The organism is Amycolatopsis rubida, from assembly GCF_900115345.1.
GTDB classification, from domain to species: Bacteria; Actinomycetota; Actinomycetes; order Mycobacteriales; family Pseudonocardiaceae; genus Amycolatopsis; species Amycolatopsis rubida.
Genome location: NZ_FOWC01000006.1, coordinates 456,713 through 471,315 on the forward strand (window position 1 = coordinate 456,713; position 14,603 = coordinate 471,315).

Sequence of the window (14,603 nt, forward strand, 5' to 3'; positions counted from 1 at the left end):
TCCGGGCCGGGAACGGGGAGAACCGGGCGGGGCGGGGCGGGCCCCGCCCCGCCCGGTCACTCGGCGCCCGGCGTCCCGCTCGGCCCGCGCAGGTCCCGGCGGGAACCGGCACCGCATTTGCGCATCGCTTTCGCGACATGATGTTCGACGGTGCGCGGCGACAGGAACAGCAGCTCGGCGATCTGCCGGTTGGTCTTTCCCTGCGCGGCCAGCCCGGCCACTTCGCGTTCCCGGGGCGAGAGTCGTGTCCCGTATGCCGGACGGCCGCTGCGGCGCTGCCTGCTCGCGCCCAGCGCGGCCGCGCAACGCTCGGCGTCGTGTGCCGCGCCGAGCGCCTGGAACTGCTCGGCCACGGCTGCCATCTCGGCCGCACCGCTGGATCCGCCGCCGCGCAACGCACATCTCGCGGCTTGTTCGGCGGCCAGCGCCGCGTGGTAAGGGGCCGGAAGACCGGCGTAGCGGGCCGACGCCCGCGCGAAGCCTTCGGCCGCCAAGACAGCGTCTCCGGCGCAATCGGCGAGAAGCGCTTGGCACACCTGAAGTCCGGTCGCCGCGAGCGGCGTGTCCAGCCCGTCGATCCCGCGCTCGAATTCCGCGGTCAGGAGCGCGGCGTCCTCGCGGCGGCCCGACCGGCAATAGTGGCCCACCGCTACCGGAACGAGATCCGCCGCCCAACTCCAGACTCCCTTGCGCCGCGTGCTGGCCAGTGCTTTCCCGATCTCCTGCGCCGCGGAGCGCGGCTGCCCGCAGAGCAGCCGCGCCCGGATCAGTGCGGCCGAGCCTGCCAGCGACATCGGGACGCAGGAGTTGGCGAAATCGGGCCGGGCTGGTTCGCGCAGCCAACGGCGTGCTTGGCTCCAGTTCCCCTCGGCCACCGCCAGCGATCCGCGCACCAGGGACAGTTCGGCCCGCACGCTCGGTACGTCGCCGTAGCGTTCGAGCAGCTGCGCGGCCCGGTCGGCAAGCCCGGCCCACCGGCCGGTGAGCAGGTCGAGATGCACTTCGGTGGAGCGGGCCACGCACAGCAGGAACGGGGTTCCGTCACCGCGCTCGATCCGCGCCAGCCCGGCGCGCAGATGCCGGCCTGCCTGCCGGTAGTGGCCGGTCCAGGCGCAGGCGTCGGCGAGGTTGAGCAGTCCTCTGGTCAGCTGCCTGCGGCCGTCGGCGGTGGGCAGCCGCTCGGGCAGCGCGCCGGTTCGTTCGCGTCCGGCCGGGTCGCCGATCTGCACCATGGTGTGCAGCTGGTTGGCGAGCACGGTGGTCTTCAGCGTGCTGTCGCTGATCGTGGGCAGCTGTTCGTCGACCCGGTCGATCCATGTGCGGTGTTCGGCGAGCGGGAGGTCCCCGTACTGCGCTTCGGCCAGCACCGCCATCGCGTGGAAGGCGGCGGCCGGCTCGGTGTCGCGCAGTTCGCGGACCGCGATCTCCAGCTCGTCGCGCCCTTGCGCGACGCACCCGGACTTGCGGCGCAGGAGCACTCCGCGATGCAGCCGGACGGTCCCGCGGGCCGCGCGGTCCAGCCGTTCGTCGCCGAGCACGTCGCCCAGCAATGTGATCGCGTCGTCGGAGTCGATGAATTCGACCGCGGTCTTCGCGAGCAGGACCGCGATCTCGCCGGCCCGGAACCCGTCCGCGGCCGGCCCGGACAGCAGCCGGCGGTACAGGTCCGCGGCGAGCCACGGATCGCCGCGGTCCCGGGCCTGCACGGCGGCTTGGCACGCGGTCGCCAGCCACTCGCCGACGGCGTCGGCCCGCCGGTGGTGCTCGGCGACCTGCACCAGGTCCGGGCTCGCCGCCCGGCCGAGCGCGGACGCCGAGCACGCGTGCAGCTCCCGGCGTCTCGGCCCCGGCAAGCGGTCGTAGACGGACTGGCGGGCCAGCACATGCCGGAAGTCGTAGCGATTGGGTTCCGGCTCGACAAGCATCCCGCGGGCGAGCGCCTCCAGCAGCGCGGTGTTCGTCTGCTCTTCCGACAGGCCGCTGACCTCGCTGAGGAGCTGATGTCCCGCCGCGGTGCCGAGCACCGCGAGAGCCTCTACCGCGCGGACCGCCGTCGCCGGCAGCGTCGCCATCCGCTCGGACATCGCCTGGCTGAGCACCACCGGCACCGGCAGCTCCCGCAGCAGCCCGGCCTCGGCGCCCGCCGGCCCCTGCTCGGCGCTTACGGTGCGCGCGGTTTCTTCCACGACGAAGGGAATCCCGGCGGTGCGCCGGTGCAGGGCGGCGGCGAAGTCCGCGGAAACCGTCCGGACACCGAGCAGGGCGCGGGCCAGCTCCCCGACCTGTGCTCGGTCCAGCGGACCGAGCGTGAGCGCCGCGCTCGTAGCCGTCCCGCTGTGCCGGCGCGCCAAGTTCAGCGCGAGCCCGTCGGAATCCTCGGGCCGGTATGTCGCTGCCACGGCCAGCCCGTCGGCTGGTCGCTGTATCAGCAGCCGGAGCAGTTCCCGTGTGCCGTGGTCGGCCCAGTGCACGTCCTCGAACACCAGCACGGCCGGGACCAGCGCGCCGAGGAGCTCGCGCAGCGCCCGCAAAGTACGGTGCCGCTCCGCCTTCGGCTCGCCCAGCATCGGCGGCGGTTCGGGCAACGCCGCCGACAACTCGGGCAGCAGCCGGCCGAGCGCGCCGACGGCCGGGCTGAGCCGAGGACCGGTGGCGAGCCTGGCCAGGACGGATTCGCTGTGCGCCGCGAACATCTCGGCCAGCGGCCCGTACGAGGACGATTCGCCAAGCGGCCGGCAGTGGGCGATCGCGGACCACCGCTGCCCGGGATCCGCGCGCCGCAGCATCTCCTGCACGAGCCGGGTCTTGCCGATCCCGGCCTCGCCCTCGATCAGCACTGTCGCGGGCGGGTGCGTCACCACGTCCACCAGCGTGCGCAGTTCGTCGTCGCGGCCGATCAGCGGCGGAGGGACACCGCGCACCGAAATCGCGGAGCGAACTGGGGCACGGGAATGTCGCATGCTCGCCCTCCGGCGGCCACCGCAGTAGTTCGTGGCGAGTGAACGAAAACCAACTCAGCGTAACACGCTGGCAGGGCGGTGCCGGCGAGCTGGCTCCGGGTCTTCGGCGGCCCCAACTCCCGTCCTCGGCCTGCTTTTCCTCGATCCGGAATCGAGGACGGCGGCTGGCCCCGCTCGGTCCTCGCGCGGGGTCTTCCGGGATTTCCCGGCGATGGGCATATCCAGTCCGGACCGGCTCTGCCGCCGCCGTTTCACCCGGCAGACGACGGCGACACCCAGTCCCAGTCAGTGTTCGTGATCAGGGTTGCCGTCGATCGTGCTGCGCTCCTGGCCGGGCGCGACGACGACGAACTGGCCCATCATTCCTTCGTCCTCGTGCCAGAGCAGGTGGCAGTGGTACATGTACGGCACCTTCGCATCGGCGTGGTCGGCAAAGCGCATGATCAGTTTCGCCTCGACCTGCGGCGGCACGTAGACGGTGTCCTTCCAGCCGGACAGCTCGGGCGGAGGAACCCGGCCGCCGATCGAGACGATCTGGAACTGGTATGCGCGTTCCGGACGCTCCAGACCTCGGTGGTGTTGACCGGGACGACTTCGTCGATGCGGTTGTCGCCGAGCTCGAATTCGCGAACTTCGGCGGACGAGGAGGCCCCCAGGTCTTCGATTGTCGCCAGGCGATCGGGAAGGCGAGGCGAGCGATTGAGGCGCGCGGCTGATTTCGCCAACAGGACGTCGAAGGTATCGGCGGCTCCTGTGTTGCGACTGCGGCTTTCGGCCAGGCCGAGGTCTTGTGGGTAGGAGCGCAGCGTGGTGGTCTCGCCGACGCTCATCTCGACGATGATCTCCGCGCGTTCGCCCGGGGCGAGCATGATGCGGGTCAAGCGGGCCGGCTCGGCCAGGAGCCCTCCGTCGCTGGCGATCATGGCGAATTCGCGGTCGTCGGCGAATCCGAACGCGTAACTGCGCGCCGTCGAGGCGTTGCGGAGCCTCAGCCGGGTGCGCTGGGCGGGTGACGGCGGTGCCGTTGACCAGGATTGTGTCGCCGAGCATTCCGTTGTCCCGGCGCGAGGTCTCGACGAGCTGGCCGTGTTCGTCGAAGCGGCGGGTGTCGACAGCGTTCGAGCGGACACGGCACACGACTGTCTTGCGGTGCCGGGTCCGGCTTGTCTCACCGCGGGGTTCAAGGCCGCCTCGGACGTCTGCTCCGTGGCCGAGCGGCTTCTCGGCTGGGCTGTTCGGGGGTCGCGGCCAAGACCGGACCGCGCCCGAGAGCCCCGGTGCCCACTTCGCCGCCGAATAAGACGCATTTCTTATCAATGTGGGGATTATTAGTCTTTGTGTCGCACCAATGCTCGCGCCTACGGTGAACGGACCGTCTTCGGTGGCCCGCCGGGCCTGTTCAGGAAGGAGAATCCTGCGGTGGAGCCACGGCACTTGCGCTGCTTCGCTGCCGTTGCCGGCACATGCCGCTACGGACGGGCGGCCGAGGAGCTGCGGATCGTCCAGCCGGCGCTCTCCCAGGCCATCAAACAGGTGGAGAGCGAGCTGGCACTTCGCTGTTCGTCCGTACCACTCGTCAGGTGAGTCTCGCTCCCGCCGGAAAGTTCTGCCCGGCGAGCGATCGCCGCGGTGGACCAGAGCGTGCTCGCTGTTCGCCGTACCGCCAAAGGCAAGCAGGGACCGTGCGAGTGGGGTTCACCGGCGCCGCGGGCTTTTCACACCTGCCGCTGATCGCCAGGACACTCAAGCAGCGGCTGCCGGGGATTTCGGTCGAATTGCGGACCGATCTGCTGACCCCGGCCCGGTGCGAGGGGCTGCGGGCTCCCTGGACCTGGGCGTACTGCGCCCCCGGTGCAGGGCGATGGGCCGCTCATGCTGTGACAACACCTCAGACCAGACAGGAGCTTCGCCGTGACCTCCGATGTCCTGATCCTTGGAGCCGGCACCGCCGGTTCCGTCATCGCCCGGCGTCTGCTCGACGCCGGAATGACAGTCACGCTCGTTGAGGCGGGCGGTGCCGACACGAACCCGGCGATCCATGATCTTTCCCGGGTCGGCGAACTGTGGCACGGCCCCGAGGACTGGGGTTGGTTCACGGTACCGCAGCGTGGTGCCCACAATCGGCGACTGCACGTTCCCCGGGGGAAGGTCGTCGGGGGGTCGAACCAACTGAACGGCACGATCTGGGTCCGGGGCGCGGCCTGGGACTACGACGGATGGGCCGCCGCGGGCAACACCGGGTGGGAGTGGGCCGCGGTCGAGCCGCTGTTCGACCGGATCGAGCGAAACCTCGACACCGGCGAGGGGTTCCTGGATCTAGTCGAGCCTTCGCTCGCCCCGATCCACCAGGCGGTCGTCGACGCCGCCGTGGCGCACGGCCTGCCGTTGAACAAGGACTACAACGGGGGCGACCAGCAGGGCGTATCCCGGATGCAGCTGAACCTGCGCGACGGCAGACGGTTGTCCACATGGGCCGCCTATATGAAGCCGGTCCTCGATCACCCGCGTCTCACCATGCTGACCGGCACCCTCGTGGCCTCGCTGCTGGTGGCGGACGGCCGGGCAACCGGCGTCGCGGTGATCGACGGCTCGGGGAAGCGGCGAGTGATCGAAGCCGGGCAGGTCGTGCTTTCGGCAGGCGCTCTCGCTTCACCCGCGATCCTGCTGCGCAGCGGAATCGGTCCCGCGGCCGAGCTGGAGGCATGGGGGATCGAGGTTGTAGCCGACGTCCCCGGAGTCGGCCGCAACCTTCACGATCACCTCCTCGTCCCCATCGTCTTCGGGACCGAAAAAGCGATCGGCCCGCCGCAGCCGTACCAGCCGCTGAATCAGACGCACTGGTTCTGGAAAACCGACCCCGGCCTGGCCGTCCCCGATTCGCAGCCGATCACCTTCTCGATCCCGTTTTACTACGATGCCGGCATGACCGGTCCGGCGTCCGGTTTCACGATCCACGCCGGGCTCATTCGCCCGGAGAGCACGGGGTCGGTGACCCTGAGCAGCACCGATCCGACGGCCGGGCCGCTGATCGATCTCGCCGTCTTCGAAGACGAACGCGACCTCGCGGTGTTGATCGCGTCGGTCCGGCAGTGCCGTGCGGTCGGCCGTGAGCCGCAGCTGGCGGAGGAATGGGGTGCCTACGAGGCTCTTCCCGGGCCGGCCACCGACGACAGCGACGAGGCACTCGCCGCCTGGGTGCGCCGTGCCGTCAACAGCTATCACCATCAGGTCGGCACGTGCCGGATGGGAATTGACGAAGGCGCCGTCGTCACCCCGGATCTCCGGGTGATCGGCGTCGACGCTCTCACTGTCGCGGATGCTTCGGTGATGCCGAAGGTGACCACCGGCAACACCAATGCGCCGACGGCCATGATCGCCGAGCGTGCCGCCGACCTGCTGACCGCCTGATCGAATCCTCTTTTCCAGGCTCCTACGCGAGGAGAACACGCATGGCCGACGGGCCGGATCTGACGACCGACTTGTACCTGGGGGGAGCGTGGACGGGCGGCGGCGCCGGAACGTTCACCACCCTCAACCCCGCCACCGGCGAGGCCTTGGCCGAGGTGGCCGCTGCCTCGACCGGCGACGTCGGCACCGCGGTCGTGGCCGCGACCGGGGCGTTGCGCGGTGAATGGGCGGCGACGTCGCCGTCGTGCAAGGGCGAGCTGCTCAACCGGCTCGCCGACCTGGTCGAACGCGATGCCGAGGCGCTCGCCGCCATCGAGTCACTCGACATGGGGGGCTTGGCCGGGCTGGGACGCACGATGTTCGTCCCGAATCTGGTCGGTTCGCTGCGCTACTACGCGGGCTGGGCGGACAAGATCAATGGGGAGACGATCCGCAACGACGGGTACCTGGGCAGGCCGGCGTTCGCCTACACCACCCGCGAACCGGTGGGAGTGATCGCCGCGATCATCCCGTGGAACTCGCCGCTGATGATTCTCGGCTGGAAGCTCGCACCTGCGCTGGCCTGCGGTAACACCGTCATCATCAAACCGGCGGAGGACGCTTCCCTGTCGGTTCTGCACTTCGCGAAGCTGGTGGAGGAAGCCGGCTTCCCCGCCGGCGTCGTGCAGGTGCTGCCGGGGATCGGCGGAGTCACCGGCGCGGCCCTCGCTGGCCACCCCGGCGTGCACAAGGTGTCCTTCACCGGTTCGACGGCGGTGGGACGGGACATTCTGCGCGCCTCGGCCGACACCTTCAAACGCACCGCGCTCGAGCTCGGCGGCAAGTCCCCTCAGATTGTCTTCGACGATGCCGACCTGGACGGTGCGATCGCGGGGGTCGCCATGGGCATCTTCGTGAACTCCGGGCAGACGTGTGCCGCCGGATCGCGCATCCTGGTGCATCGGGCGGTCTATTCCGCCGTCCTCGACGGACTCAGGGACGCGGCCGAGGCACAGGTCGTCGGCGATCCCCGCGACCCGGCGACGACCATGGGCCCGCTGGTCAATGCCGCGCAGCGCGATCGTGTTCTCGGGTATGTCACGAAGGGAATCGGGGACGGGGCGGAGCTGGTTGCCGGTGGTGACGCCATCGGCGAGCGAGGATTTTTCGTCCGCCCGACCGTTTTCGCCGGCACCAACGACATGAGGATCGCGCGGGAGGAAATTTTCGGTCCGGTCGGCACAGTGGTGCCATTCGATTCCGGCGACGAGGCGATCGCATTGGCCAACGACAGCGACTACGGGCTGGCCGCGACTGTCTGGACCCGGGACCTCGCTCGTGCCCATCACGTCTCGGCTGAGCTGCGGACCGGTGCGATCGGTGTCAACGGCTGGTCCCCGCTCGCCGCGCAGCTGCCCTGGGGCGGAGTCAAAGCATCAGGCGTCGGCCGTGAACTCGGCTACGAAGGCATCCTCGCCAACACCGAAACGAAGACGGTCACCGTCATCCTCTGAGCCCCTCCGACACCGCCGGGAGAAACGATGACGAAGTTCAGCATCATGACGACGGGTGCGTTGCCCATGAGTGCTTACGTCCCGCTCGCCCAGCAGGTCGAGGCCTACGGCTTTTCGGAGATGCACATCGCCGACGACCTGGTTTTCCGGCCCGCTTGGCCGATCTTGACCCTGATCGCGGCCAACACCACCACACTCAGGTTCGGCCCGTTCATCGTCACTCCCGCGGTAGCCAATCCGGTCTACCACGCCGCGAACCTCGCGGCGCTCGACGAGCTCAGCGGCGGGCGAATGGTCTGCGGTCTCGGCCGCGGCGGGTTCAACACGCTCATCGCGAGCAAACCGCACCGTCCGTTGACGATGCTCCGCGAGGCCTGGCATCTCATGGACCGCATGCTCACCGGCGACCGGACGCCCTTCGCGGGCGAGTTCTTCGAAGCCACGGCCGAGCTCTACTTTCAATTCGAGGTGCCTCGGCGCGTGCCGCTGTTCATCGGAACCTGGGGTCCGCAAACAGCCCGGCTCGCCGGGAAGTTCGCACCCGGTATCAAAATCGACTGCACGGCCGGGCCGCAGCACATCGCGCGGCTGCGCAGCGAGTTCCTGGCCGGCCGTGCGGCCGCGGGCAGGTCCGGCGACGATGCTGAGATCATCGCGGGCCCGCTCACCTCGATCCATGAGGATCGGGCGGTGGCCGATGACCACATCCGTGGCTTCCTGGCTCTGCTCCAGCCGTTCCTCGCTCCCATGACCAGGGCCGCGGGCATTGCCGAGGAGGAGATCAATGCGTCGTACGACGCATTCAACCGCGGGGATGTACGGGAGGCCAAGGCGCTGGTGACCGACAAGGCGATCGAGGCGTTCACTCTCACCGGAACGCCGGGCGACGTCATCGAGCGGGTCGAGGGCATGGTGGCGGCCGGTGCCGACCACGTGGCTTTCGGGCCTCCGATCGGGCCCGATCCGATGGGCGCGCTGGCACTCCTCGGCACGAAAGTCCTTCCGCACTTCGGCGCCGGCCGGCCATGACCCGCCCAGGCCGATCAGGCGAGGAGAACCAGATGCGTGCGCGCGAGTGGATTTTCGACCGTCTCGAGCTGGCGTGGTCGACCAAGGATGTCGGCGCGCTGACGGAGCTGTTCACCGAAGATTGTGTTTACGAGGATCTGGCGCTCGGAGTGCGCCACGAGGGACACGAGGGCGTCCGCGAATTCGCTCGCGGAGTGTTCGAGACGATGCCGGACTTCAGTTTGACCTTCCCGGTGAGAGTCGTGACGCCGGAACGAGGAAGCAGCCACTGGGTCATCCGCGCCCATTGGAACGGATTGTTCGAAGGAGTCGATCGCACTGGACACGCGATCGAGTTCAACGGGCTTTCCTCGTATCGTTTCAGCGACGGGAAGATCGCGCACAACATCGACTGCTGGAATTATGTGCAGATGATCGACGGATTCGGTGTCGTCCCCGCTCGTCTGGCCGCATTGCCCCACGTGCCGGGTTCCTGAACCAAAGGAGGAATACGAATGCGAGATGAATCCTCGGATCGTGACCGTTCTGCGGCTTCTGGCCGGGTCGGAGCGCCGGAGGCGGAAGCGGCGACCCGCCGGGTTCAGGCACGGTGCCTGTTTCTCCGCGATACGCCGTTGCCCGAGTACTACGGACAACCGGTTCGGGCGGTTGGCGGGGAAGGACCGGCTCGGCACTCGTGCTCAACGCGCACCGAGCACGTTTTCGTGGCCCCGTTGCCGCGGGCGAGCGACTGGCTTGCTGGCCGAGGACTTTGACCGGACGACGCGCCATGGGGCTGTGACCGGGGCGGGCGCCGGACGGACCGACGTCGGCTCCGGCCGCTGCGGCCAGCACGCATGGGCGGCGTTTCCGGTCAGGGCGCAGCGGGCCGGGCGTCTGGCTCGCTGCCGTGCGGGTCCCACGCTTCGCCGGGCGGACGGCACGGCAAGGACCGTGAGCCCGCATCGCTGGTCTCCGCGGGGAAGGCCGCCTGCGTCTTTCGAGACGGCAAGCGGTCCTCAAGAGACGGTCACCTCGCTCGCGCGCCGGACAGCCGGGATCGGCCGATCCGGCATAGCTATCGTGCGCGGGCGGAGACGGGACTTGACGAGGAAATCCTCACGGACGGCGAATTTGACGGGAAAGTCACTGGTCACCGGCGCGGCCAGCGGGATCGGGCAGGCCGGCGCGCTGGCGTTTCGCCCGTCGCGGGGCGTCGGTTGTCCTGTGCGATGTGGTCGACGCCGACGAGACCGTCGCCGAGGTTCAGGCGCTTGGTGCGAAGGCGCTGGCCGTGCGCACCGACGTGTCAGTGCAGAACGTGGTCACGGCGGCAGTGGAGGCCTTCGGCAGTCTGGACTTCGCCCGCAACAACGCCGGCACTTCGCCCCCGGTCTCCTGACCGACCTGGACGAAGCCGAATGGCACCGCGTCGTCGCCGGGAACCTGACCGGCGTGTTTCTCTGCGTGAAGTACGTGATCGCGTCTCGCGGAGCGATCGTCACCCCGTCGTCGGTCTGGGACTGATCGACGGCGAGGGCCAGAGCGTCTGCACGGCCAGCAAGCACGGGTCGCGGGACTGACCCGCAGCGCCGCCGCGGAGTACGGACCACAGGGCGTACGCATCACCGCTGTTGGTCCGGGCCCGATCCAGACCGGGATGACCGCCAACGCTCCAGCGGACAAGATCGAAGCCGTCGTTTCCCGCACCGCGATGGGCCGCGTGGCCGCAGCGCGCGAGGTGGGGGAAACAGTGGCCTGGTTGTGTTCGCCTGGGACCTCCTTCGTCAACGGAACTGTGCTTCCCGTGGACGGCGGATATCTCGCCAGATGATGAGCAGGAAGCCGACGTCCCACTGGTCGAGGTTGAGCGGGTCTTGGCAGGCCGGGAAACGCCGTCGGTGAAACCGCAGGGCAGGGGTGTGATGCTGTCGGCTTTCATTGCGTTCGCGATGTCGGTTGAACAGGGCGAGACAGTCCCGGGTCGGCGATTTCGGGAATGTACTCGTGGACGAGCCAGAATTCGGTGGGTGTCGTAGGCGAGGACGATTTGGCGCGGCGCTATTCGCCGTAGTCCGGCGAGTGCGGCGGTAGGCGGTCGCTGGCGAAGCATCTCGATGGACGGTTCGATGGCGAGCACTGTTCGATCGCCTGGGTCGCAGGAGCCGGCCAGTCGGAAGGCCGTCCTGCGCGGCATCCTCAAGAACTGCCGTCAGATCCCAGCACTGTCCAGAATCTGGCAGGGACGTTCCGAGATCGAGCGAGGTCGGTTCCTGCCTCGCACCCGGCCGCACCGGGGACTCATCCCCAGCTGCGGAATCCGTTCAGTGCGGTGACCAGGTATTGCGCGGCCAGCAGCGCCACCGAGGCGATACCGCCCCACCACACCTTGCGGGAGACGGGTTCGGCGCGCCGCCACAGGCTGACTCCGAGGGGGACGAACACGGCGGCGAGCAGCGCCGCGCCGGTGAGGGTGCTGAGGTCGGTTCCCTTCAGCACGCCGCTGTAGTGGGTCAGCATGAACGCCACACCGAGTGCGGGCACCCAGCCGAGCACCCTGGCCCGGTACGCGCCGATCGCGAGGACCGCCCAGGCGAGGTTGTCGCTGCCGTCGAGGGTTTGCAGCACGTACCAGGACTGGTAGGTCTCGCTCACCGCCGTCGTCGCGGTCTCCAGCCCTTGCGCGGGCACCAGGTGCAGGGCCAGGAAGCTGATTCCGTCCTGGAAGATGCGCACCGTGCTGCCCACGACGGCGATGGTCGCTCCCCAGAAGGCCCATCCAGGCCGTTCCCGGGCGATCAGCCCGGTCAGCGCGAGGAAGGCGGGGATGAGCAGCACCAGGCCGGCGGTGTAAAGGCCGTACGAGGCGAGAATGGCCCCCGGCGCGCTGGCCATGGCAGCGAGCTGCGCGGGGTAGAAGTAGTCGGTCCCCGACCGGATGGCCTCCGCGGCCAGCAGCAGCAACGGCGCCAGGACGAGCGCGGCCGCGCCGAACCGGGAGCCCGGCCAGCCGGCGACGGGTGCCGGCGCGTGCACCCGCATGGCCTGACCGGTACCGCTCAGCAGCAGCCGCCCGGCGACCGCCCCCACCACGAGCGCGCCGGCTGTCGAGGAGATGGCCGAGAGTTCGGTTTCGCCCCAGCGCAGTTCGCCGACTCCGAAGAGTTTGGCGAGCGCGAAGCCGCCCACTCCGCCCAGCACAACGGCCACGGCGAAGACGGTGATCGCCCGAAGGTCGGACGCGGGGCGGCTCTCGCGCTCAGTCAAGGTCGTCATCGGCACACGTTCCCGCGCGAGGGCGCCCTGCCGAATCTGACCAGGGTCGGATCTTCGAAGTCTGACCTGGGCAGGACGCGGCGGCTCCGGAGCCGCGATAGCGTGCCGGGGTGCCGCAGTTCGCCGGCCTGAACCGGTTCCGGGAGGCCCGGCGTCACCGCCGGGTCGTACTTGACGTCGCGTTGGCGCTGGTCGCGACGTGGCTGGTGGCCTACACCCTGCGCGACCCGCCCGGTCCGCCGTACCCAGGACCGGCGTGGGTTTCCTGGGCGGTCGGGGCAGCTGTGGGGTTGCCGTTGCTGCTTCGCCGCCGCTGGAGCGTTCCGGTGCTGTCCTGGATCGTGCTTGTCGCCGCGTCGGCGACCTTCCTCGGCGTCGGCGGCGCAGGGGCGTTGTGGGTGACCTACGCGCCTGTCGCCGTCGCGGCCTACACGGTCGCGAACCTGACCGACCGGACCGCCGTCGCCGTCGCCGCGCTGGCCGGCTGTCTCGTCGCCGCCGCGGTGACCGTCCCGAGGTTTTACCGCGTCCACGTGCCGGTGGGTGCGGCCGCGCTGCACAGCGAGGCGCCGCTGTGGTGGCAGTTCGAACTCGGGACCGTGGCGGTCCAGCTCGTCGTGGTCTGGGCGGCTGGGCTGGTAGTCCACGCGCGGCGCGCGGACAGAGCCGAGTTCGCGCGCCGCTCGGCGGTGGAGGCGGTGGCCGGCGAGCGGCTCCGGATCGCCCGCGAGCTGCACGACATCCTCGGCCACAGCATGAGCCTGATCGCGGTCAAGGCGACCGTGGCGGGCCGTCTCGCCGACGCGCAGCCCGAGCACGCGAAGGCCGCGCTGAGCACCATCGAGCAGACCAGCCAGGCCGCGATGGCCGAGATCCGCCGGATCCTCGGGGTGCTGCGTCCCGTCTCCGCCGGCGCGGCACCGGAAGGTCCCGCTTTGACCCCGCTGCCCGGCAGCGCGGACCTGCCCGCCCTGGCCGAGCGTCTCAGCGGGCCGGAACTGGAGGTCGACCTCGCGCTCACCGGAACGGCGGGGCTTTCGCCGGGTGTCGATCTGGCAGTGTTCCGGATCGTGCAGGAGGCCCTCACCAACGTCGTCGAGCACTCCGAGTCCCGGCACTGCCGGATCGTGGTGCGCGGGCTGGGCGACGCGGTGCACGTCGAGATCGCCGACGACGGCCCGGCGCGCACGATGCCGCGCGGTCGTCCGGGCGGCGGGCAGGGGCTGATCGGGATGCGGGAGCGGATCGCCGCCCACGGAGGCACGCTGAGCGTCGGCCCGGCCGCCCGCGGCGGGTTCCGGGTCGTGGCCGAGATCCCCCGCTCCGAGCCGAGGACCGCCTCGTGACCGCCCCGGTTCCGGACACCCGCGTGCTGCTCGCCGACGACCACGCGCTCATCCGGGAGAGCTTCCGCGCTCTGCTCGCGGCCGAACCCGGGCTCCGGCCGGTCGGCGAGGCCGGCACCGGCGCCGAGGCCGTCCGCCTGGCCCGGCGGCATCAGCCGGACGTGGTGCTGATGGACGTCCGGATGCCGGACCTGGACGGGATCGAAGCCACCCGGCGCATCTGCGCCGACCCCGAGACGGCGTCGGTCCGCGTCCTCATCCTCACGACCTTCGACCTCGACGAATACGTCTACGCCGCGCTGCGGGCCGGGGCCAGCGGCTTCCTGGTCAAGGATTCGACCGCGGCCGAGCTGGTCACCGCGATCCGAGTGGTCGCCGCGGGCGACGCGCTGCTGGCGCCCCGGATCACGCGTCGCCTCATCGCCGCGTTCGTCCGCCAAGGGCCTTCCGCCGGGCTGGCCTCCGCGGCGTTGCGGAGCCTCACCGAACGCGAGCGAGAAGTCCTCGCCTTGATCGCCCGCGGCCTGTCCAACACCGAGATCTCCGAGAACCTGTACGTCACGCTCGGCACGGTGAAGACGCATGTCGGACGCCTGCTGTCCAAGCTCAACGCACGGGACCGCGCGCAGCTGGTCATCAACGCCTACGAGGCCGGAGTGGTCACTCCGGGCTCGTAGCGCTCATCGCCAGCTGCGAGCCGCTGGGGTGTGGAGAGGTAGCGGACCGCCCATGCCGTGGTGGGCACGCGCTCCCCGCCGGCCTCTACGTGGCCAGCGGCGTCACCAGGCGCTCGTCGAACACGTCGTGAAAGAGCTTGCCGCGCAACGCCTCCACCAGTCTGCCGAGCGCCGCGTGCCCGCTGTTGGACCAGGAGCAGACGGTGCCCGGCGGGAAGAGGTGGCCCTCGCCGGCGAGGGCGGTGACGAAATTCCCGATCGCGTCGTCGTCGCGACCGGTGTCGGTGAAGTGGTTGCCGTCGATGCCGCTGGTGACGCCGGGCCTTGGGGATCGCGGGTGAGGCTGGTGCGTGCGGGGTCATGCCCAGCGCTGTCGCGGTGAACCCGTCGGTGGTGGTGAAGGTGTTGCTGGAGACGAATTGGCTGGTGTCGCTG

At 70.0% G+C, this 14,603-nt stretch carries 14 protein-coding genes; 9 read left to right on the forward strand and 5 right to left on the reverse strand.

What is annotated here, in order from left to right; genetic code table 11:
- Positions 1–56: 56 nt before the first annotated feature.
- From BM362_RS24865 to BM362_RS24870, 3 genes are all read right to left on the reverse strand, one after another.
- On the reverse strand, positions 57–2,960 hold the full coding sequence (locus BM362_RS24865; RefSeq protein ID WP_093574728.1) for an ATP-binding protein: 2,904 nt from the start codon (positions 2,958–2,960) through the stop codon (positions 57–59).
- Between the two features lie 285 nt (positions 2,961–3,245).
- Positions 3,246–3,494: a multicopper oxidase domain-containing protein gene (locus BM362_RS47610; protein WP_244287273.1), complete on the reverse strand. Its 249-nt coding sequence runs from the start codon at positions 3,492–3,494 to the stop codon at positions 3,246–3,248.
- A complete protein-coding gene (locus BM362_RS24870; RefSeq protein ID WP_093574729.1) occupies positions 3,404–4,267 on the reverse strand; it encodes a cupredoxin domain-containing protein in 864 nt (287 codons plus the stop codon). Before BM362_RS24870 ends, BM362_RS47610 begins: the two co-directional genes overlap by 91 nt.
- 112 nt (positions 4,268–4,379) lie before the next feature.
- On the opposite strand from BM362_RS24870, the gene BM362_RS49250 reads away from it, so the two are divergent.
- From BM362_RS49250 to BM362_RS48340, 7 genes are all read left to right on the forward strand, one after another.
- Positions 4,380–4,544, forward strand: a complete 165-nt coding sequence (locus BM362_RS49250) for a LysR family transcriptional regulator (RefSeq protein ID WP_244287264.1) — start codon at positions 4,380–4,382, stop codon at positions 4,542–4,544.
- 327 nt (positions 4,545–4,871) lie between these two features.
- Positions 4,872–6,368 carry a GMC family oxidoreductase gene (locus BM362_RS24880; protein ID WP_093574730.1) on the forward strand — a complete coding sequence of 499 codons (1,497 nt, stop codon included), beginning with the start codon at positions 4,872–4,874 and terminating at the stop codon, positions 6,366–6,368.
- A 41-nt stretch (positions 6,369–6,409) separates the two neighbouring features.
- A complete protein-coding gene (locus BM362_RS24885) occupies positions 6,410–7,861 on the forward strand; it encodes an aldehyde dehydrogenase family protein (RefSeq protein WP_093574731.1) in 1,452 nt (483 codons plus the stop codon).
- A 27-nt stretch (positions 7,862–7,888) separates the two neighbouring features.
- Positions 7,889–8,890, forward strand: a complete 1,002-nt coding sequence (locus BM362_RS24890; protein WP_093574732.1) for an LLM class flavin-dependent oxidoreductase — start codon at positions 7,889–7,891, stop codon at positions 8,888–8,890.
- 32 nt (positions 8,891–8,922) lie between these two features.
- The gene (locus BM362_RS24895; RefSeq protein WP_067588204.1) at positions 8,923–9,366 is read left to right on the forward strand and encodes an ester cyclase; all 444 of its coding nucleotides are present in this window, start codon (positions 8,923–8,925) and stop codon (positions 9,364–9,366) included.
- Between the two features lie 737 nt (positions 9,367–10,103).
- A complete protein-coding gene (locus BM362_RS48335; protein ID WP_244287265.1) occupies positions 10,104–10,271 on the forward strand; it encodes a hypothetical protein in 168 nt (55 codons plus the stop codon).
- A gap of 222 nt (positions 10,272–10,493) precedes the next feature.
- Positions 10,494–10,703, forward strand: coding sequence for an SDR family oxidoreductase (locus BM362_RS48340; RefSeq protein WP_244287274.1), 210 nt, complete (start codon positions 10,494–10,496; stop codon positions 10,701–10,703).
- A gap of 467 nt (positions 10,704–11,170) precedes the next feature.
- Here BM362_RS48340 and BM362_RS24905 read toward each other — a convergent pair whose 3' ends face one another.
- Positions 11,171–12,145: a hypothetical protein gene (locus tag BM362_RS24905; RefSeq protein WP_067588202.1), complete on the reverse strand. Its 975-nt coding sequence runs from the start codon at positions 12,143–12,145 to the stop codon at positions 11,171–11,173.
- A gap of 110 nt (positions 12,146–12,255) precedes the next feature.
- On the opposite strand from BM362_RS24905, the gene BM362_RS24910 reads away from it, so the two are divergent.
- Both BM362_RS24910 and BM362_RS24915 read left to right on the forward strand, forming a co-directional pair.
- Positions 12,256–13,491: a sensor histidine kinase gene (locus BM362_RS24910; RefSeq protein ID WP_208865322.1), complete on the forward strand. Its 1,236-nt coding sequence runs from the start codon at positions 12,256–12,258 to the stop codon at positions 13,489–13,491.
- A complete protein-coding gene (locus BM362_RS24915; RefSeq protein ID WP_067588200.1) occupies positions 13,488–14,168 on the forward strand; it encodes a response regulator in 681 nt (226 codons plus the stop codon). The genes BM362_RS24910 and BM362_RS24915 overlap by 4 nt, the downstream gene beginning before the upstream one ends.
- Positions 14,169–14,253: 85 nt before the next feature.
- Here the strand turns inward: BM362_RS24915 and BM362_RS50670 are convergent, their stop codons facing one another.
- Positions 14,254–14,472 carry a serine hydrolase gene (locus tag BM362_RS50670; protein WP_198545499.1) on the reverse strand — a complete coding sequence of 73 codons (219 nt, stop codon included), beginning with the start codon at positions 14,470–14,472 and terminating at the stop codon, positions 14,254–14,256.
- Between the last annotated feature and the right edge of the window lie 131 nt (positions 14,473–14,603).

Coding starts and splice junctions, on each gene's coding strand:
- BM362_RS24865 (WP_093574728.1), bottom strand. CDS start 2,960: ATGCGACATTCCCGTGCCCCAGTTCGCTCCGCGATTTCGGTGCGCGGT.
- BM362_RS24870 (WP_093574729.1), bottom strand. CDS start 4,267: ATGCGTCTTATTCGGCGGCGAAGTGGGCACCGGGGCTCTCGGGCGCGG.
- BM362_RS24885 (WP_093574731.1), top strand. CDS start 6,410: ATGGCCGACGGGCCGGATCTGACGACCGACTTGTACCTGGGGGGAGCG.
- BM362_RS24890 (WP_093574732.1), top strand. CDS start 7,889: ATGACGAAGTTCAGCATCATGACGACGGGTGCGTTGCCCATGAGTGCT.
- BM362_RS24895 (WP_067588204.1), top strand. CDS start 8,923: ATGCGTGCGCGCGAGTGGATTTTCGACCGTCTCGAGCTGGCGTGGTCG.
- BM362_RS24905 (WP_067588202.1), bottom strand. CDS start 12,145: ATGACGACCTTGACTGAGCGCGAGAGCCGCCCCGCGTCCGACCTTCGG.